18 protein-coding genes are annotated in these 19,314 nt (G+C 44.3%); 1 reads left to right on the top strand and 17 read right to left on the bottom strand.

Annotated features, from left to right (window positions below; translation table 11 throughout):
• From EK374_RS15015 to EK374_RS15000, 4 genes are all read right to left on the bottom strand, one after another.
• Complete coding sequence (locus EK374_RS15015; protein WP_127025295.1) at positions 1-1,164, bottom strand: hypothetical protein; 1,164 nt, start codon at positions 1,162-1,164, stop codon at positions 1-3.
• Positions 1,161-3,431 carry a sensor histidine kinase gene (locus EK374_RS15010; protein ID WP_127025293.1) on the bottom strand — a complete coding sequence of 757 codons (2,271 nt, stop codon included), beginning with the start codon at positions 3,429-3,431 and terminating at the stop codon, positions 1,161-1,163. The genes EK374_RS15015 and EK374_RS15010 overlap by 4 nt, the downstream gene beginning before the upstream one ends.
• Entirely contained in the window at positions 3,421-4,752 is a 1,332-nt protein-coding gene (locus EK374_RS15005) for an Eco57I restriction-modification methylase domain-containing protein (protein ID WP_127025291.1), read from the bottom strand. The genes EK374_RS15010 and EK374_RS15005 overlap by 11 nt, the downstream gene beginning before the upstream one ends.
• A gap of 76 nt (positions 4,753-4,828) precedes the next feature.
• Entirely contained in the window at positions 4,829-5,266 is a 438-nt protein-coding gene (locus EK374_RS15000; RefSeq protein WP_127025290.1) for a hypothetical protein, read from the bottom strand.
• Between the two features lie 656 nt (positions 5,267-5,922).
• Between EK374_RS15000 and EK374_RS14990 the strand changes: the two genes are divergently transcribed.
• Positions 5,923-7,034 (top strand): IS3 family transposase gene (locus tag EK374_RS14990; RefSeq protein WP_407691844.1). Its coding sequence is split into 2 segments (ribosomal slippage): positions 5,923-6,184 and positions 6,184-7,034, totalling 1,113 coding nucleotides; the frame shifts between segments, so codons are not numbered across the junction.
• Here the strand turns inward: EK374_RS14990 and EK374_RS14985 are convergent.
• The 13 genes from EK374_RS14985 to EK374_RS14925 all read right to left on the bottom strand — a co-directional run bounded on the left by EK374_RS14985 (position 7,020) and on the right by EK374_RS14925 (position 19,313).
• A complete protein-coding gene (locus EK374_RS14985) occupies positions 7,020-8,678 on the bottom strand; it encodes a hypothetical protein (RefSeq protein WP_127025288.1) in 1,659 nt (552 codons plus the stop codon). The two genes, EK374_RS14990 and EK374_RS14985, sit on opposite strands and share 15 nt — an antisense overlap.
• Before the next feature lie 62 nt (positions 8,679-8,740).
• On the bottom strand, positions 8,741-9,724 hold the full coding sequence (lipA, locus tag EK374_RS14980) for a lipoyl synthase (RefSeq protein WP_127025286.1): 984 nt from the start codon (positions 9,722-9,724) through the stop codon (positions 8,741-8,743).
• 1 nt (position 9,725) lies between these two features.
• A complete protein-coding gene (lipB, locus tag EK374_RS14975) occupies positions 9,726-10,379 on the bottom strand; it encodes a lipoyl(octanoyl) transferase LipB (RefSeq protein ID WP_407691846.1) in 654 nt (217 codons plus the stop codon).
• 71 nt (positions 10,380-10,450) lie between these two features.
• A complete protein-coding gene (ybeD, locus tag EK374_RS14970; RefSeq protein WP_127025282.1) occupies positions 10,451-10,732 on the bottom strand; it encodes a DUF493 family protein YbeD in 282 nt (93 codons plus the stop codon).
• A 218-nt stretch (positions 10,733-10,950) separates the two neighbouring features.
• The gene (locus EK374_RS14965) at positions 10,951-12,123 is read right to left on the bottom strand and encodes a D-alanyl-D-alanine carboxypeptidase family protein (protein ID WP_127025281.1); all 1,173 of its coding nucleotides are present in this window, start codon (positions 12,121-12,123) and stop codon (positions 10,951-10,953) included.
• A gap of 57 nt (positions 12,124-12,180) precedes the next feature.
• Positions 12,181-13,182: a septal ring lytic transglycosylase RlpA family protein gene (locus EK374_RS21085; RefSeq protein ID WP_127025279.1), complete on the bottom strand. Its 1,002-nt coding sequence runs from the start codon at positions 13,180-13,182 to the stop codon at positions 12,181-12,183.
• 9 nt (positions 13,183-13,191) lie between these two features.
• Complete coding sequence (rodA, locus tag EK374_RS14955) at positions 13,192-14,307, bottom strand: rod shape-determining protein RodA (protein ID WP_127025277.1); 1,116 nt, start codon at positions 14,305-14,307, stop codon at positions 13,192-13,194.
• Between the two features lie 100 nt (positions 14,308-14,407).
• Positions 14,408-16,282, bottom strand: a complete 1,875-nt coding sequence (gene mrdA / locus EK374_RS14950; RefSeq protein WP_127025275.1) for a penicillin-binding protein 2 — start codon at positions 16,280-16,282, stop codon at positions 14,408-14,410.
• A gap of 2 nt (positions 16,283-16,284) precedes the next feature.
• On the bottom strand, positions 16,285-16,755 hold the full coding sequence (gene rlmH, locus EK374_RS14945; protein WP_008900365.1) for a 23S rRNA (pseudouridine(1915)-N(3))-methyltransferase RlmH: 471 nt from the start codon (positions 16,753-16,755) through the stop codon (positions 16,285-16,287).
• A gap of 4 nt (positions 16,756-16,759) precedes the next feature.
• Entirely contained in the window at positions 16,760-17,080 is a 321-nt protein-coding gene (gene rsfS / locus EK374_RS14940; RefSeq protein WP_127025273.1) for a ribosome silencing factor, read from the bottom strand.
• Between the two features lie 52 nt (positions 17,081-17,132).
• A complete protein-coding gene (nadD, locus tag EK374_RS14935; protein WP_127025271.1) occupies positions 17,133-17,795 on the bottom strand; it encodes a nicotinate-nucleotide adenylyltransferase in 663 nt (220 codons plus the stop codon).
• A complete protein-coding gene (gene holA / locus EK374_RS14930) occupies positions 17,776-18,828 on the bottom strand; it encodes a DNA polymerase III subunit delta (protein ID WP_127025270.1) in 1,053 nt (350 codons plus the stop codon). The genes nadD and holA overlap by 20 nt, the downstream gene beginning before the upstream one ends.
• On the bottom strand, positions 18,828-19,313 hold the full coding sequence (locus tag EK374_RS14925) for an LPS-assembly lipoprotein LptE (protein ID WP_127025268.1): 486 nt from the start codon (positions 19,311-19,313) through the stop codon (positions 18,828-18,830). The genes holA and EK374_RS14925 overlap by 1 nt, the downstream gene beginning before the upstream one ends.
• Between the last annotated feature and the right edge of the window lies 1 nt (position 19,314).

Below are 19,314 nucleotides of genomic sequence, written 5' to 3'. Positions count from 1 at the left end.
TTAGAAGCCTAAAAATGGAGCAACTTCGTCGTATAGATCCTTACTGACGCGACTAAGGTCTGCGCCATTCGGCATCCAACTAAGGCTTCCTACAGAATGCTCTAGCGATATTGGAGACTTTGTGAAAAGGCAATAAAAACCTGCAGGTGTGTCTTTTGACACATGGCAAACACTGGGTTTTAAATCATCTATACCCTGGCTTTGTAGGTAATTGATACCATCTTCGCAATCGTTATCAATTAAGATATCATCCAGTTTATATCTCCACCAATAAGAGTGATTGTTCATCTTTGAGAAAGGCCCTTGATATTTAGCGTCGCTAAATGCGTCTTTATTCTTCAAAAAACAATCTACATCAAGGTTTACATATGATGACGCGGCAACTTCATTGAGTAGAATTCCAGGATATTTCAATATTACATTGTATAACCAAAAACCGAGAATATATGAAAGCCTGTGTCTAATTATGGGTTCAAACTCAGTCTTAGTGTCACCATCCATAATCTCTCTAATTTTAAGTATTTCAGCCATCACGGAATATGATGTTGCATATTGCTGAAACATGGGCTCTAAACCTGGATAACCCAAAATAGAGGACAGGATAGCGGCTGGCCCTTTGTTTAACATCTCTTTGTCCATTCTGAATATTAAACATCTCAGTTGTTCAAAGCCTTCATATATGTTCCTAATAGTGGATAAACATACTGGTTGGTTACCAAAGTCAAAAGACTCTATATCTCTAATATCAATTTTAATAGAGTATACTTGGCTTTTTTCGACTAGTTCTAATAACTGCTGTCGAGTAGTTTGAAAGCCAGTGGTTCTTGAGTAACGACAATGTGGGACTCCAGCATTTTGACATGCCGCAGCGACAACAGACTCAGACATCTGTGATTCTAATAATGAAAGATCATGATCGACTATAACTAGTTTAATATTCGGATTATTCTGTAAATAGAAACTCAATCTGTCTTCTGGTGCTCCAGAACGAATACCTTTATTTAGACCATCATCTTTTACAGGAAGGTACTCATCAACATTTTGATCTGTTACAGTTTGTATATGTACACTTCCATCTGCAAACTCGTCCTCAAGAGCTTTCAGAAGCAACTCTCTCTTACTTGGAGTATCATCAATTAATAATATGGAATCTTTTAATTTCAATTGTCTTCTCTCCGCGTTGGTAACTCTACATGGAAACATGTCGAAAATCCCTCAGGAGGTTCAACAAGTCCAACAGTCCCTTTTTTTGACATCACGAGCTTTTTAACTAACGAGAGCCCAAGTCCCATACCAGATCCTAGCGGGTTATTTTGATTTGATGTCGTTGTAAATAAAGGATCCCAGATCAACGCTCTTACACCAGCTGGGATACCTGGGCCATTGTCACATACTGTTAGTATATGTTTGTGTCCAGAATTATAGGCAGAGATCTTAATTGTTTTTTGAATGCTCTTATGATCTGCAAGGGCCTTTATTGCATTTGAATATAAATTATGAACGATACCCTTATACATTGCGACGGGCATATTAGGGCCAATCATTTCAGGATCAATACCAGAAATATCTACTTCTATATTTCTTTCTTCACGAAATTTCGCAAACGTATTTTTGATTGATCTAATTTGTGCCAAAACTTTATATGGAGTATCACTATTTGAATGCGTACTGCTAATAAATGCTTGTGTATAATCAATATATCCATTGAAACTTTCAATAGAGCTTGCAATTTTATCTGCATGTTCCTTGAGTTCAGGATGTTGTTTACTAAGAAATAATAATCTCTGCTGCGCCAGTTCTAGCTCATGTAAAGTGCTTTGGTATTCATGAGTCATAAAGCCTGCGACAACACCAAGTAACCCCATAGTAACTAAGTTTTCTCTAGACTCTCTGTCGTGCTCGTTTAGCCTTACATAATCACTTCTTAATCTTTGATATTCGTTAGTGAGTCTAGCTTTATCAAATGACGATAGAGAGGGGACACTTTCAATTACTTCAATCGTTCTATCTATATCGTCCCATGCTTGCTCGTATTCTTTTTTTCTTATTTCTCTTTTTAATTCTAATCGTAGCTGCCTATCGAACTTTGCTATCAACTCTACAGCAAACCGAACCGTATCATACAGTTGGTGGAAGCCTTCATTCTCCAAGAATCCCTGTCTATCCATTGTAGGTGAGAGCGCTTTGTTGTCTAGGGAGTTCCTTGTATCAGATGCTTCAACAAAAATCCCTCCAACTATCTGATGGGATTCTGGAATAGCTAGCATTGGGTTAATGCCGGGATTTATCATCTCTTCACTCGTAATTGGAAAAAGCTCTTCCATACGAGCTGTGCGCCACTTCCTCGCGCTTTTTGAGGTATCCGCGTCGATGTTCAACCAGTCGTCACTTCTTTGACCATACGGAACTACTCTAAACCCCTTATCAAAAACCGCCACTCCACTGTTTTCTTTAACCCAAGCTCTAGCAACATTCCCATCGACAGGTTTATTTAAAAATACACCTTCCCGAAGAGGAAAATAATGTATGCTTCCATAGATATCGCAACCCATGACATTAATAAAAGGAAATTGTTCACTAAAACAATTCTGCTTCAATTCATGACTTACGTTTATATGAAGGATTGCATTGTTTTTATTTTTTCCATCTGAAATAGTTTCTGTATGGAAGTTTACTTTAGAGACGGATAAACTCAATATTATTTCTGAAAGACCCTTGGCGTCATCAGTACTTGTTTCATTTTCTAGTAGATTTGAGTCGAAACTTAAGGTGAAGCCAGGATCATCACTTTCGGATTCCTTGCTAGCAATCTTTTTGATGTAGTCTGGAGCCTCATTCAAGAGGGCTTTAATAGGAGAAACCATTTTGAGTGAGCTGGACCGAACCTGTTTCAGAATCGATTCATTAGGTTCGTATCTTAAGTCAGATATACACAGTGTGGTGCCTGTAGCCTCAGACACATTCGGATAATATTTGTAGCGGATCTCAAGATTTTCGATTTCCGTTGCTTCATCGAGCTTTTTCCAATTAAAAAACGCAATAAGTTTGGTATTTGTATTACTTTGGGGATCCTTTGCAATAGTAATTAAAGTTAATCTGTGGCCTAAAAATCTAACTGCGAATCGCCCAATTCCCTTTGAACCTGTAAGTTTTCTGTTATATAGAGTAGAGTTTTTTCTCTCCCCTTTGTTACCGGTCGCAATCCTCATCCAACGAGATTTAAACTCTGTAAGAGTCATTCCATGACCAGTATCTACTATTACGATTCTCTTTCTGTCCCATTTTACATGACAATCTGGAGAGTCGGCGTCGTATGCATTTTTAATTAGTTCTGTTAGTGCTACGTCTGGCCTGCTTACCAGTTGCTCTCCTAGCTCCCTTAAGATTGCGCTTTCAACAGAGAACCTAAGGATCTTCTTTTCAGGTATCATTCAAAATTGTCCCTATAACTGAATTCATCTGATTTACTTCAATTTTTTTCAAAACACCTGAATGGCTTACTATACGACTCTCAAACTCAAAGGTTCTAAGAGCCTTCCTTAATTGTATCTTGGATATTCCCTTAACCTTATGTATTCCATGTACGGCACCCACCGCAACCGCCCCAATCTCATTAATAAATATTTTAGGGCCATGTTTCGTGAAACCGGAGCCATACAACAAATCAGGAACAGGATGGGCTCTATAACACCACCATGGACTTTGATTGCGGCAGGTGTAGGTATCTCTATCCTCTGCCGATACACTATCTAAATAGGTTTTTAGTTCTTCACTTGGCGTAACGGTTGGCGTTATAAGCCAACATTTCTCGCCTGCGTTAACTAGATACTTTTGGAAGCTAGTTGTGTTCAATAAAGCTATTTTATCAGGCACTGGCCTAATGTTAGTTAAACAAGGTACAACATCAATACCTATTTTTAGCTTAAAGGCGAGTCTGATTTCTTCCGTGAGACAAAATATTTTTTGTCCGCCAGGACTGAGTCCGCGTTGTGCGTAGTTGAATGGAGATCTGCTTTTATAACTCAAAACTTTTTCATTTGAGCCTGTTGCGGACTGAACTCTTACAGCATTGAACTGGTTATCAATTGTATAAAACTCCCAAATACCATTTTTGCCTGTTTTATCGATTACCGTAATGCTTGCAGTGGTTAGAACTTTAGAGTGAGCAAAAACGTCTTGTTCAAACCTATATACTTTAACAGTCCATTTTTTATCTTCGACGTACTTCCTTAAGAAAGAACATGATGGTCTAGATACCCATTCATATGGTATGACTTGGACAATAAGAGCTGTGTCATTCGTTTTCAGTATTGCTTGGCATAAGAAATAGATGAAAGCATTAGATCTCCTATCTAACCTTATACCTAATTCATGGCTGAGTTGATTTGCAATTTTGTTTTGCCACTCATCATTTAACTCATGGTGCCTTACGTAAGGGGGATTACCGATACATAAATCAAAGTTACCTTTAACGTCTGAGAATGCGCATTTATGGATGATTTCTGCATTGCTCGGTAGGCTGGTATGTTTGGTTCGTCTAGAGTCAATCTCATATCCGACATAATTAGAATACTGACCACCGTGAGCGAATTTACCGTCGCCAGCTCCAAAATCAACAACACTTAAAAACTGCTGTCTGTGCTGAAATGCTATTTTCCAAGCCTGTTCTACGATATCAATAGGTGTATCAACTTGACACTTGGCAAGATAGTGATCATTAAAATATTGTGAGTCGGAAATTACGTCGAGCATTTTTTATGACCATCTGGTTGGTGCAAATTGTGTTTAGCAATTTAGCTTTTTTTACGTTCGTGCACAAGACTGTGGTTTAGACTTCTGTCTCATTCAGAAAATGCTTATTGAGTAAAGTCATCATTTTCCCTGTAACGGAACCGGTGCTAAATAGAGATTTTGTAAACATGAAACCTTTATTCATATTACCTATGAGTACCTGACCGGTTTTTGACGAGATACTTTCAGTCTTTAGATCAAGTGTTATACGGTCATTGTCAACAGCGTTTTCTTTTTCCCGCGCCCACAGAGCTTTTAGGAGGTTTTTTTCTGTGTCATCTACGACAAAATACATACGTTCCGACGTAAACACTAACCAGCATTGTTGTGTATCGCTTTTAAATACCAGCAGGGCTTCCGCCAACGACAAATCCTCAATTTTCTGTTGGAAAAGAGAAAAATCTTTGATTGACTCAATGACCTCATCGGTACTACGAAACTCTCGTCGCCCGAGCAATATTCTTGTTAAGCTCATACTCTCGTCTCAAACGTCTAAGCGTTCTGGTGAATTTGAATTGTTGAGTGATTCGACTAACCTGGGAAGGACTGTTGTCCAAGACAGTGCTACGAATACACTTGCGACCCTAGTTATCTCGAAAATACCGATAGCGGCCCCCAGATAGCCGCCAATGAAAGCTCCAAGGCCCCATATTATAAATACAAATATGGTGTTATACCCTGAATATGATAACTTCAATACGCTATTTCTGTCTGTAGCTTTTACAAGTAAGCAATCGAGAGTCACGACCATCAGTCCGATCACTGCTGAGGCAATGCTAAATATGAGTAAAGACCATTGAGCACTTACTTGGAAATCACCAGATGAACTAAACAAAAATCCTAATAAATCTTCAATCACGTTTAAGCACCAAAATCCCTATTCTAACTCCAGTATATACTCACCCCCTCACTTCTCATAGCCCTAGATTGGGGCAGAAAACGAGTTTTCATGTAAGTATGATTAAGCCTTTTACTATTTTACTTAATGCTTCAGCAAGGCCATCAGCAGAGCTCCAAGTGTGTTTGTATGATGTAACTGACACTTTATATAGGGCTGATCGGTAATCATCCCTTAAATTAACTGACGCTAAAAGTAGAATTTTCTCGTAATATAAACGCAGGAGATTCTGCATGAAAACATCAAAATTTAGTGACAGCCAAATCCTGGCAATTTTAAAACAAGCGGAAGCTGGAGCTCCGGTTCCCGAACTCTGCCGTGAGCACGGTATGAGTTCGGCCACCTTTTACAAATGGCGCGCCAAATTTGGCGGCATGGATGCATCCATGATGGCCCGGCTTAAAGAGCTGGAGGCGGAAAATGCCCGGCTGAAAAAGATGTACGCCGAAGAACGGCTCAAAGCCGAAATCCTCAAAGAGGCCATCGAAAAAAAGTGGTAAAGCCGTCGCGCCGACGGGAATTGGCGCAAAAGGCGGTGCGCGAGAAATCCATTTCTGTCACATTGGCCTGTGCGGTGTTTAGCATCAGTGAAACCTGCTACCGCTATCAGGCCCGTCTGAGGGATGAGAACGCGGAAATTGCGGACTGGCTGCTGCGCTTAACCTCCACTTACCGGAGTTGGGGCTTTGGCATGTGTTTCTATTACCTGCGTAATGTGAAACGCTTTGGCTGGAACCATAAACGTGTGCTGCGGATTTACCGCGAGCTGGAGCTGAACTTAAGGATAAAACCCAAGAAACGGCTCACCCGTGAAAAGCCTGAACCGCTGGCGGTGCCAGAGATGAAGAACCAATGCTGGTCGATGGATTTTATGCATGACCAGCTCGAGGATGGCCGCAGTTTCCGGCTGCTGAATATCATTGATGATTTTAACCGGGAAGGCTTAGCCATTGAGGTCGACTTCTCGCTACCGGCAGAACGGGTAGTCAGAGTGCTCAATCAAGTCATTGAGTGGCGAGGCAAACCCAAGGAAATCCGTAGCGACAACGGCCCTGAATACATTGGTTCTGTCCTCAAAAACTGGGCAGAATCAAACGGAGTGGCCCTGAAGTATATTCAGCCAGGCAATCCGCAGCAAAATGCCTATGTGGAGCGATATAACCGTACAGTTCGCTACGACTGGCTAAACCAATATTTATTCAGCAGTATTGCCGAAGTTCAGGACTATGCGACAGAATGGCTGTGGTTTTATAACAATGAACGGCCAAACAAAGCTTTGGGTGGCATACCACCGAAGTACAAGGACAACTTAGTAACACAGGCTTCTACTTCAAGCGTCCATTAAAAATGGGATGATTACCGATCTATGTAACTCTAAGTTATTCCATACGCCGCGAACTTGAGCCAGCTTTGACAAAATCGTATGAATGTCCTTATTGCAGATCTTTTTGTCGGGCAAAAAAATAAGCCCTATTCTGCATTTGTCTGTATGTCGATGCTCAAATTCAGTCACAGTGAAACTACTATTGTTAAAAAAGACGTCTCCAATGACTATTTGTCTGCGTGTACAGGTTTTTGAATCCAAATAAGACCACTGCCAAAATCCTTCAGGCTTTGTCAGCGGTATGTATTGGATCTGCTCGTCAGGCGCTCTTATTTTCGCAGTAAAGCCATCCAAGGTGTTTAAGTATTCAATGGCCTTGATAAAGGTATCAAAGCTTGCAGGAAGCGCTTTGGCGCGTTCGTAAGTGCTGTAAAGTCTGCCAATCCCAACTTTTGAGTCATTGCTTTCACCTTGGGCACTACCTAACTCGTCTGTTTTAACTGCTGGGATCACTTTAGGTTTGGATTTATGGTTGCATTGTGCTTTGGTTGGTTTATCGGCTTTTTTGCCTTCGATATCAGCAAAGCGATTTGTTGGCAGGTTAAAAACCTCTGTCGCACTGTTTTTATTGGGGGCTTGCTGGCTCTGGAATTGTCTTCCTCGCTGTCCTTTAACAATGCCTGGGTTGCCCCAGCCTTCACGTTTTTCACTGTCAGGCTTATCAGTTTCAGCGTTTGCCCTATTGTTGTCGTTGTCACGCATCACCGTCAGATACTTAAACGGAAATGCTGCAGAACATTGCACTAAGGACATTACTAAGTAACGCCAACGGCTGGGGTCTGAAGTCGGAATTAATTTGCAACGGGCAACCAGATTAGTTTCACCACTGAATGGAAAACTGGTTTCAAAGTGTGCAGCCTTTCTATTCTGACGTTGCTTTAACATTTCGTCATGAACTCTGGTTGCACCTTTCCAGGCTTCAGGTGAATTCATTATTCTGGCCAGTATCCAGCCGTCTTCATCAGAAAAACGTTGCCGCAAGCCAATTACGGCTCTGTCATTTTCAGGTTCAAGCCAGGTATTTTCGGTATTGAGTACTGAATCTATGTCGTGCTTCAGTGCACCGGAAAAAATTACATTAGCCAGATCGGTTGATACCGCATAGTAGAAACGTACCAACTCAGCCATGGGGATTAAAATGCCATAAGGGTCTGAATTGTATTGCACAGCCATAACTTTGCTGTGGAAACCAGCACTACCTAAACGATAGTGCGTAAACGGAATAATATAGTTACCATCATCTTTAGCGCCTGCGCTTAGAATTTGAGTGGTCGCCTCAGTAACCAGCACGTTATCCAGTCGTACTGTGTTTCCTGCACAAAGGCTTGTATATTCCTTGTTCCTCCAAATTGATCCGGGGCATATCATTGGTAACTGGCCGACGCCAATTTCAAAGGTTTTCTGCTGGTCGTAATCAACTATCTGAACTGAAGCGAGTTTGCCAAAGTCCAGCAGGAAGAAGTCAGGTTTGACTATGGGGGAGATGATAACCTGGAAGGTGGGTTCTAAATGCACAGAGGGGTTGTATTGGAGTGCGCCAAACCAATCAACCCGCCAAGCTTTGTCATCTGACGGAAATTCCTTAATCCCTGGAATTCCCGCCATCAGCTTTGCGCCTTATCCAGTCGCAAATTGCGTTGTATAGTTGCAAAGATCATTGTTCAGTACTATTTAGCGTTGTAATTCACAATTTCTTCACCTGCCGCCTGACGATCTGCATGATAGCTGGAGCGTACAAAGGGTCCTGAGGCAACATGTTTAAAGCCTAACTCATAACCAATACGTTTTATTTCGTCAAACTCGTCCGGAGAGACATAACGTTTGACCGGTAAATGGTGTTTGCTTGGCTGCAGGTATTGGCCTACAGTCAGCATATCAACGTTATGAGCTCGTAAGTCGCGCATCACTTCGATGATCTCTTCTGTGGTCTCGCCTAAACCCACCATCAGGCCTGACTTGGTAGACACTTCTGGATGGGCTTCTTTGTAGCGACGCAGCAGTTCCAGCGACCATTTATAGTCAGCGCCCGGACGAGCCAGTTTGTATAAACGTGGTGCTGTTTCCAGGTTGTGGTTAAACACGTCTGGTGGTGTTTGCGTCAGAATGTCCAGTGCTGTATCCATACGGCCACGGAAATCCGGTACCAGCACTTCAATTTTTATCGCCGGGCTTTCACGACGGATAGAGCTGATGCAGTCGGCAAAATGCTGGGCACCGCCATCACGTAAATCATCACGGTCTACCGACGTAATTACCACGTATTTTAATGCCATATCTTTGATGGTTAATGCCAGTTTTTCCGGTTCTTCTGCGCTTGGAGGAAGCGGACGACCATGAGCAACATCACAGAATGGACAACGTCTGGTGCAGATGGCACCTAAAATCATAAAGGTTGCTGTGCCGTGGTTAAAGCATTCTGACAAGTTAGGGCAGGAGGCCTCTTCACAGACTGAATGCAAACCATGTTTACGCATAGCGCCTTTGATTTGCTCTATCCGGTCTGTGCTGCGTGGTAATTTGATTTTTAGCCAGTCTGGCTTACGTAACATTTCGTCACGTTCTGTTGGCAAGACTTTGACTGGGATCAGGGCCATTTTTTCGGCATCACGTAACTTGACACCTGGTTCCATACGAGCTGTTTTGATGGTCATATTATTCACTTAACCCTGTTTTGTGCTCAGTCTGGCTAACCGCCAGTTGAGCCACAAATTGTGACTGCAAAGCTTGTTTTGCCTCATCCACAGTCTGTGGACCTGCAATATCTTTGGTTTGGATCATCTGCATGCCGGCATAACCGCATGGATTGATCCTGGAAAAAGGTGACAAATCCATATTCACATTTAAAGCCAGACCATGAAAGGTACAGCCTTTTCTCACCCGCAATCCCAGCGAGGCGACTTTTTGTTCTTGTATATACACACCTGGGGCATCTGCTTTGGCATAGGCTTCTACGCCATAGGGGGCCAGAGCCTGAATGATCACCTGTTCAATTAATGTGACCAACTCGCGCACACCCAGCTTACGTCTTTTGATATCCAGCAACACATAAGCGACCAGTTGACCAGGACCGTGATAAGTCACTTGTCCGCCTCTGTCTACTTGTACCACAGGAATATCACCTGGCATCAGCAGATGTTCTGCTTTACCGGCCTGACCCTGAGTAAATACCGGGTCATGTTCAACAAACCACAGCTCGTCCGGACTGAGTTCAGTCCGCTCATCTGTGTATTTTTGCATGGCTTGCCATACCTGAACATAAGGCTGGCGCCCTAAATCCCGTATCACTAAGCCTTGAGGATCAACCACAACGAACTCCGGTTCAGTTGAAAGTGCCGGCATTATACCCGCACCGGCACTAAAAAGGGCAGTGCCACTCGTCAGATCACATAACGGACCAGTTCTAAACGGCCAAGTTCTGTATACAGCAGCTCCATATGTTCCTTGCTGGTAACTGTGACAGCGACACTAACGGAATGATAGTTGCCTTTGCTGCTTGGTCGTACCTGCGGGTTGTAGTCGTCTGCCTTGGCATGTTGCTGCAACACGACCACTATATGATCTACCAGTTCAGGCACTGCGACACCCAGCACTTTAAAGTTTACTGAACATGGAAACTCTAAAAATTCATCAAAGCGGGTGTCTTTTACTTCAATTGTCATGATGTTCTACTCACAAAAATAATCTTGATCTATTTTAACAAAAAGTCCCGGCTTTGCCGGGACTGTTTTTATCTCTGGCTATGTTGTTTACATACCCAAAGTAATTGGAGTTGCAGGATGGCGACAAGTGCTTGAGACCTCAGGAGCATAGTATCCTATGTGACTTCGGCGAGAGCACGCAGTCAACAAAGCTGCAGCTTCAAGTACGATGGGTATACTTATTGGAAGCGCATCTTCACCATATCTACTAATCGGCTGAATAAACCAGCCTGCTCGATATCTTCAAGCGCTACTAATGGAAATTCGGCGATATCTTTGTCACCTAGCTTCAGGTAAACAGTGCCCAGTACCTGACCCTTAGATATGGGGGCAATCAGTTCCTGATTCAATTTAAAGTCGGCTTTTAAATCTTTACGTTGATTACGTTGCAGGGTAATAGGCGTTTCTGCCAGTACACCTAAAGTGATGATTTCTTTAGTGCCTTGCCATACCCGTTGTTCAGCAAACTTCTCACCTGCTTTATAAGGGGAGAAAGTTTCGAAAAAACGAAAGCCATAGGTCAGTAACTTTTTGTTTTCTGCCTCACGGATTTTCGCGCTGTCTGTGCCCATGACCACAGAGATTAAGCGCATATCGTCTTTGGTCGCAGAGGTGATCAGGCTGTAGCCGGCTTCTGAAGTGTGGCCTGTTTTAATACCATCCACATTCAGGCTTTTATCCCACAATAAACCGTTACGGTTGTATTGTTTGATGCCGTTAAATACATACTCTTTTTCTGAGTAAATTTTGTATTCGTCCGGTGTGTCACGAATAAGTGCAACCGACAACTTTGACATATCACGGGCCGTGGTGCGCTGAGTTTCATCAGGTAAACCATGGGCGTTAGCAAAATGGGTATTGTCCATACCTAAACGCACAGCGTGAGCGTTCATCAGCTCCACAAAGGCGCCTTCAGTGCCCGCAATATGTTCGGCCATAGCCACACAAGCATCGTTGCCTGATTGGATAATAATGCCACGGTTTAATTCTTCAACGCTGATGGTTTCACCCACTTCGATAAACATTTTCGACGAGTCGGAATATTGCTTAGCCCAGGCGTTTTCAGTGATAGTGACAGGATCGGACGGCTTAATAGTACCGTTTTTGATTTCTGTACCAATGATGTAGCTGGTCATCATTTTGGTCAGGCTTGCAGGCGCTAATAAACCATCGGCATTGCCTTCAGCCAGCACTGCACCTGTATGGTAATCAATCAGTATGTAGCCTTTGGCATTCACTTCCGGAGGTTGTGGCGTCATCTGTGCCGCTGTCAGTGGGGCTGTTTGTCCGGCTGCTAAAAAACTAGCAACACCAAAGGAGCAAGCAATAAAAATTCTGGAGTACGTATTCATGAGACCTTTCTTATGTTGTTGAGCTGAGTTCATTTTTAAACGAAATCAACCGTGGTTTTAACCACAGCTTTTTTTATCTGTAATATAAGCCGATGGATAATCGGCACTTTTAAAACGTTCCAGCCAGCTGTTCGCTTCTGCCGCTGATGGCATTGGACCCGCCAATAAACGGAAAATTCCATTGCCATCATTAATTTGTGTCGACACAGACCAGTGCTGCTGCAGATCTGCGCCCAATTTCTGTAATTTTTCTCTGTTGCCACTGGCCACCAGTTGAATAAAACAGCCTGTTACTTTACTGGAAGTGGATACAGGTGCAGAGACTGCAGTCGCAGGAGCTGAGCTTACTGGTGCAGAAACCGAAGCCGCAGCTGGCGCTGCCACACTGCCAGGTCTTGGGCCTGCTGGGTTCGAGGCTATAGTGGTTTCTTCAAACTGATTGCCTCTGCTGCCTAAACCCATGGCATAACTTTCCTGACTGGTCATGGCGGGCGAGGCTAACAGCTCTACCTGAACACGGGCTGTACCTTTGCCCATCATGCCAATTTTATAAGCCGCAGAATAAGATAAGTCGATTACTCTGTCCTGATGAAAAGGACCACGGTCATTCACTCGAACGACTGCTGTTTTACCGTTGTCCAGGTTGGTCACCCGCACATAAGAAGGCAAAGGTAAGGTTTTGTGTGCAGCAGACATAGCAAATACATTGTAAGTTTCACCGTTGGAGGTCAGGTGTCCATGAAATTTATGGCCATACCAGGAGGCTATACCTGTTTCTTTGTATTCCATCAGGTCGGTGCGGGGTGAATAGTCTACGCCATAAATATTGTAAGGTTTATTGCCACCGCGGCTTAATGCTTCTGCGCGCGGTTCAGGATCGGTCATTTCCAGCAAAGTGGGCAAACGAGTCGGGTGACTGTCTGTCGCTTGAGAATAACGGCCTTTGTTTGGTTCTTCCCAGTCAGGAGTAACTTTTGAAGATGCTGATTTTGGCTCTGGTGTTTGTGAACAGGAAGCCAGTATCAGAGTACAGCATAGAGTACTTAATTTTTTTATCATTGATTCTTTCTACTGCTGAGCTAATAGTCGTTTATGGGTGCTGATCGACATTAGAATACCAAAACCAGCCATTAGTGTAACCATGGATGTCCCACCGTAGCTAATCAAAGGCAAAGGCACACCTACTACGGGTAACAAGCCTGATACCATACCAATGTTAACGAAGACGTAGACAAAAAATGTCAGAGTGATGCTGCCAGCCAGCAGCTTGCTGAAGTTGTCCTGTGCACGACTGGCGATAATTAAACCGCGGGCGATAATAAAAGCATACAAAGCCAATAAAAACAGCACACCTATCATGCCTAACTCTTCACTAAATACTGCAAAGATAAAGTCGGTATGACGCTCAGGTAAAAACTCCAGCTGCGATTGAGTACCATGCATCCAGCCTTTACCTTCAAAACCACCTGAACCTATGGCAATTTTCGACTGAATAATATGGTAACCAGAACCAAGTGGGTCACTCTCAGGATTTAAAAAGGTTAATACCCGGCGCTTTTGGTAGTCGTGCATAAAAAACAACCACATCGTATAAGACGCGACAGGAATAATCATGCCGATTGCTGTAATGATTCGCCAGCTCATGCCACCTAAGAACAGCACAAAAATGCCAGCGACAAAGATCAGAATAGAGGTACCTAAATCCGGTTGTTGTTGTATCAGCACTGTAGGGATAGCACACATGATAAAACCAATAATCAGGTGCTTAAACTTAAGCGGCAAGGGATGAGAAGATACATACCAGGCGACTGCCATAGGCACGGCCAGTTTCATCACCTCAGAGGGCTGAAACTTCATAAAACCTAAGTCCAGCCAACGTTGTGCGCCTTTGCCTATATGACCAAAGGCTAACACCATCACCAGCATAACGGTACCAGCCAAAAACAACGGGACTGCCCAAAAGCTAAACGTTTGAGGTTTCACTTGCGCCAATAACAACATAGCGCCAAAAGCAATGAGCAGGCGGGTGCTGTGCGCCGCCATCATATCCCAGTGTTGGCCACTGGCACTGTAGAGTACAAATAAGCCTGTGAAGCACAAGGTCAACAGGCCAGCAAACAAAGGACCGTCCAAATGTAATTTAGCCAAAAAACCTTTATGGCTCGGATCTTTTAACAGGGTCATGGTTGAGCTCCTGCGGCACTTTGACGGGTAGAGATAAATAGTGATCCATCCTGATGGACTAGCGGCTGAATGATCATTCGTTGCACTTTTTTTCGTAAACTCATGGTTGTGCTCCCGCCGCGCTTTGACGGGTAAAGTAATGATCCATCATTTTACGTGCTATAGGACCAGCGTTGGTACCACCACCACCGGCGTTTTCTAAGGCCACTGCCACCAGAATAGTGGGATTTTCTGCTGGAGCATAAGCAATAAACATCGCGTTATCGCGATGAATTTCTTTAATGGCATTTGCATCATATTTTTGGTTCGCGGCCATATTAATAACCTGTGCTGTGCCCGACTTACCGGCAGCGCTATAGCTGATGCCTTTAAAAGCATTAAAACCTGTACCACCCTGAACCATAACAGTCTGACGCATGGCCTCTTTGGCAATACGCCAGTTATTGTGATCTTTGACCTCCATTGCAGTTTGCAATGGCGCTATCAGGCTGGTGTCCTTGCCTTGACTGCGAAAATAACGGCCCATATGAGGGGTAGGTTTTTGACCATCGTTCACCAAAATGGCAGTCGACAACGCCAGTTGCATAGGAGTCACACTCCAGTAGCTCTGGCCTATACCTAAAGACACTGTATCACCCGGATACCAGCTTTGTTTGTGTCTGGCTTTTTTCCATTCTTTAGAAGGCATCAAACCTGCACTTTCTTCCATCACATCTATACCTGTGCGGGAGCCAAAACCAAATTTTTTCATATAGTCGGAAATTTTATCTATGCCGAGTTTTACCGCCAAATCATAAAAGTAAGTGTCGCAGCTTTTGGTAATGGCAGTGTAGACATCAACCCAGCCGTGACCCCATTTCACATGGTCGCGGTAAGGCCGGCTGTAGTTAGGTAACTTGTAAAAACCTGGATCCGGAATTCGGGTTTGTTCCGTCACTGTGCCGTTTTCTAATCCAAGTACCGCCATATGGGGTTTAATAGTTGAAGCTGGTGGGTACACCCCTTGAGTCACCCGGTTAACCAGAGGACGATCGGGAGAATTCAGCAGTTCACGGTAGTTTTTGCCACTGATCCCATGCACAAATAAATTCGGGTCATAACTTGGGTTACTGTAAAAGGCCAATACAGCGCCATCACGCGGGTCCATCGCCACTATGGCGCCACGGTTGTCGCCAATCAGTTCCTGAGCTTTTAACTGCAGGCTCATATCAATAGATAAGATTAAATCGTCACCTGAGGTCGCAGGTTTAGAGTCAAGAACCCGAATCACCCTGCCTCTGTTATTCACTTCCACTTGTTCAAAGCCGACCTGACCATGCAGTTGGCTTTCGTAAAAACGTTCCAGACCAATTTTGCCGATATCGCGACTGGCAGCGTAATTCGCGCTGACGCCATCTTCTTCCAGCTTCGTCAGTTCTTTGGCGTTAATTTTGCCGATATAACCTAAAGCATGGGTAAACAGCTCGCCAAAAGGATAATGCCGGGTTAAGCGCGCTTCTAAAGTAACGCCTGCTAATCTGTGCTGATTCACCGCAATGATAGCGACTTCCTGCTCTGTCAGATGCTCTTTAACCGCTATGCTGACAAAACGTCTGTGGTGTTTTACTTCTTTTAAAAACTCTTGTTGGCGTTCTGGTGTGATTTCAATCAGGCGTGCAATTTCAGCAAGAGTTTCAGGAATGTTTTTCACTTGTTCGGGAATAAGTTCAACCGAATGAATAGGGCGGTTTTCTGCTAACAAAATACCGTTGCGATCATAAATCAAACCACGATTTGGCGGCTGAGGAATAAGTTTAATACGGTTGCCATCTGCACGGGTCATGTAATGTTCGTGCATCACCACCTGCAACTTGTACTGATTAAATACCACCACACAAAAGCAAATCAGCACTACCGCAAAACCAAACAAAGCCCTTTGATTAAACATCTGGCTTTCGGCAGCAGGATCCTGAATGGATGGGCGTTTTTTAATCATGGTCATTCGCGATGGTAAGGGTGATTCGTACTAATGCTCCAGGCGCGGTACAAGCTTTCTGCCAATACCACACGCACCATAGGGTGGGGCATGGTCAGCGCAGATAACGACCATTTACCTTCACTCGCAGCTATGCAAGCTGGAGCTAAGCCTTCAGGGCCACCCACCAGTAAACAGACATCACGGCCATCCATTTGCCATTGCGTCAGTTTTTGTGCCAGTTGCGGACTGCTCCAGTTGGCTCCTTCTACCTCCAGCGTAATAATGCGGGCACCTTTGGGGACAGCGGCCAGCATTTTTTCGCCTTCGGTTTCGAGAATACGTTTAATGTCCGCATTTTTCCCGCGTTTACCGGCCGGAATTTCAATTAAATCCAGTGGTAAATCACGCGGAAAACGACGGGCATATTCTTCATAAGCCGTAGTGACCCAATCAGGCATTTTTGTGCCGACTGCAATCAGCATTAACTTCATGCCGTTAAACGCTCCAGAGTTTCTCTAACTGGTAAAAACTGCGGCTTTCTTCCTGCATTACATGGGCAATGACTTCGCCCAAATCGATCAGTACCCACTCACCTGAAGCTTCACCTTCAATGCCTAATACACTGATACCTGCTTTTTTCGCTTCTTTGGCCAGATGATCGGCAATAGAACGGGTATGACGATTTGAGGTACCTGAGCAGATCACCATGGAGTCTGTCACATTGGATTTTTCTCTGACATCCAGGCTAACGATATCCTTGGCTTTCATGTCGTCCAGCTTGTCGAGGACGAAGGCTAATAACTCTTGTGCTTGCACTTTTAACTCCGGGGTCTAAAAACGCGACATGTTAACACTTTTTATTCTGATCTTATATGCCGCAGTACAGCCTTTGTGTTTTTATATACTGCAGCACTTCGGCTGGTATCAGTTGATTTAGTTCGCTGCTTTGCTGGTTTTTTTCCAGCAAGGTGCGAATCCGGGTTGCACTAAGATCCAGCGGTGGGTTATCGAGCAACATAATTTTGCCAGCGTCGAGTAAATGCAGATCTTGCAGTGCCTTAGTGCCATAGTGTTGCAGTAGTGCAGGGCAATCGCCATCGTCAGCCGAAGTGCCTGGTCTTTGACAAACCACCAGATGAGCCAGTTGTAAAATACTTTGCCACTGATGCCACTGCTTAAAATAGGCCAGTGAATCCATCCCCATCACAAATAACAAGCCACCACGCGGATACTGTTCGCGCAATAAACGCAAACTATCGACAGTGTACGAAGGGCTGTGCTTATTTAACTCCAGACTCTGTAGCGACAAACCAGGAATATGCTCAATGGCGAGTTGCACCATGGCCGCTCTGTGTTCAGCGCTGACGCCAGGGCTAGCACGATGAGCAGGCAGATGGCAAGGCATCAGTTGCACTTCACTGACAGCACAGTGTTTTAATACGTATTGAGCACAGGCTAAATGCGCTTTGTGCACAGGGTCAAAAGTGCCGCCAAAAACGGCAAAAGCGCGATCAGGGCGTGAAGTCGGCATAACGCTGCTGCAATGAAAATACTTTAGACACAGGGCTGACCAATAAACTGGTTAAATGCGCCAACGCCAGTTCAGGGCTATTTAACGCGCCGGACTTAAAAGCCCGGTCAAAGGCGGCCAGTTCCTGCTGCACATAACCCAGCCATTTGGCAGGTAAACGTGATACTGCTGTCTGATACATAGGCTGACGTTTAGGCCAAATTGCATTTTTTTTGAAAAAATCTGCCAGCGGTTTACCTTGCTGTTGGGCCAGATGCATTTGCATCAATGTCGTGACTTCTTTTTGCAACTGCCAGGCAATAATCACAGGCTCAGTGTCCTGCTGTAACAAACGGTCAAGCCGGTGCAAGGCTTCGTTACCCTGGCCAGAGAGTAAGGCATCTACTAACTGAAACACCGAAAAGTGCGACTGGTCAGCTAAATGTTGTTCCAATAGTTCAGCATCTATGGTGCCACTGACCAGACTTAAGCCCAATTTTTCCAGCTCCTGCGCTGCAGCCAATAAATTACCAGCGCAGTGATGCTGCATTAAGGTAATGGCATCCGGGGTTAAATGCAGTTTAAGTTGCGAAGCACGTTGTTGTAACCAGCGCTGAAACTGCTGATCGTCCAGTGGGTAAAACTGCACCTGCACTGCTTGTTCCGCCAGCGTTTTAAACCAGGCCGATTTTGCATAATCATTGGCATTTTTGGCAGCATGCAACACCAGAATTAAATCCTGGTGCAGTAAAGCGGGCAGTTGTTTTAATAAATCGCTGACGCCTGTCGGTAATTTGGCCGGCAGTTCCAGCTCGAATACACGACGGGGTGAAAATAACGATAAGTTATTCAGCTCCATCAGAAAGTCGTTCCAGCTGAAACTATTGTCCCAGCTGTAACTTTGTCTTTCTTCAAAACCTTGCTTTTTTGCAGCAGCCCGAATCAAATCTATGCTTTCTTGCTTTTGCAGCGGTTCTTCACCAAACACCAGATACACAGGTGCCAGGCCTTTTTGTAACTGTGCAGCAAGCTGATTGCTATACAGCTTCAGCATCATTTGATCCGGTTTAACTGACGGATAATGCGGCTTGCCGCCTGATTTCTCAGCTCCTGCAATAACAAATCCAGCTCTTTGGCTTTGGCAAGCGCAAGGTTTGGATCGTCCTGATAGTCACGGGTCAGTTCGAATTGAAACTCCTGAATCTCTTGATCCGGCAGCAGTAACTGGTACTTCACTCTATAAATCAGCTCGTATTCGGCGACCTGACCATTAGGGAATAAAGATAAAGTCCGGCGTTCCAGACTATCCTGCTGCAGCATCAGAGCTGGTGCTTTCGGATCCAGTTCGGTCAGCAATTTCACTTTATTGCTTTCCAGTTGGTCCGATAGCAAGCTGGCCAGTTCAGAGTGCTTTTTGGCATCCACAAAAATGGCCGGATAACGCTCCAGCGGCAGGCTACCACGTAAGTGGAAGCCACAGCTGGTCAGAAGCAGGCTGCCTGCAAGCAGCAGCCCTGTCCATACGGAGTGCTTTTTCATT

It is taken from the genome of Rheinheimera mangrovi, assembly GCF_003990335.1.
In the GTDB taxonomy this organism is placed as follows: Bacteria; Pseudomonadota; Gammaproteobacteria; order Enterobacterales; family Alteromonadaceae; genus Pararheinheimera; species Pararheinheimera mangrovi.
The sequence above is the reverse complement of the archived record's forward strand: the minus strand, read 5'-3'. Positions and strand labels throughout refer to the sequence as shown.